The 935-nt window shown below is 55.1% G+C and carries 1 pseudogene; it reads right to left on the bottom strand.

Annotated features, from left to right (window positions below):
- Positions 1-756: pseudogene (locus WMP96_RS11700) on the bottom strand (HNH endonuclease signature motif containing protein); the annotation flags it as partial.
- Between the last annotated feature and the right edge of the window lie 179 nt (positions 757-935).

The following is a 935-nucleotide window of genomic DNA, read 5'->3' as shown; positions in this document are numbered from 1 at the left end:
TGTGTTGATCGCGACGCTGGTGTGGGTGTCTTCCAAGATGAGGTCGATTAGGCCTTGTGCGTTGGTTGTTTTTGCTTTATTGGTGTAGGCGTCGATGTGGCGGGCGATGATAGCGGCTGTGGCGCGGTCGCAGGTCAGTGACAGGGTGGTGGTGTGGTCTGGATTGATGTGAATGCGAAGGGTTGGTTCGGGTTTTTCTTCTTTGTCTTCCGGGCGCAGGTGGGTGTCGATAAAGGAGCGGATAAACCGGCGTAGGTCAGCATCAGTGAGCACGGTTTGATTCGGTGTGGTGGGGGTGAGGAAGTCTGCGAGTGCTGCGTCGATGGCTTCGAGGTCATCTAGGTTGTTATCTAGGCGGTATAGTTCGCGGTCGATGATGCGCAGTTTGGTCAGATCGAGTATCCAGTGCTGGCCTTGCACTTCGGTGACAAGGGGTAGTTGGCGCATCCGGTAGTGAGCGCGGATATACCCGAGAAGTTTGGAATAGCAGATGCCGAGGTCTTTGGCCAGGCTGGTGAGGCTTAAGTCGACGTCGTCGTCTAGTTGGGGCAGGATTGCGCGGTAGAGGAACCAGGAGGTTTTACGCGTATAGGTACCGGCTTTACCGATGTGGTTGCCGGGTGCGTTGGTGGTATAGAACGCTTCTGGCACATCATCTTCGTCTAGGGGATCAGTATCGGGGTGGTTGGCAATGAGGAGAGTGTCGGGATAGTCGAGAGCAACATCAGGCTCGGGTGGGGCGAGTGTGGCAGTCACGAGGTGCACTCCAAAAGGACGTAGGGGTTAGTATGTGTTTTCTAACGGATGCTCGTATACTATCCCAGGTGCCGGACATGTGACCTTGGCGGGGGTATTTATGTTCGAATAGTTGCCCTAAAGCCGCAGGGAACCCCGGAGTCGACCTTCACTAGGCAACGGGGGTAAAAGGAAAGGTT

This window comes from Corynebacterium sp. KPL4035 (assembly GCF_037908325.1).
In the GTDB taxonomy this organism is placed as follows: domain Bacteria; phylum Actinomycetota; class Actinomycetes; order Mycobacteriales; family Mycobacteriaceae; genus Corynebacterium; species Corynebacterium kefirresidentii.
This window is presented reverse-complemented; position numbering and strand designations above follow the sequence as displayed.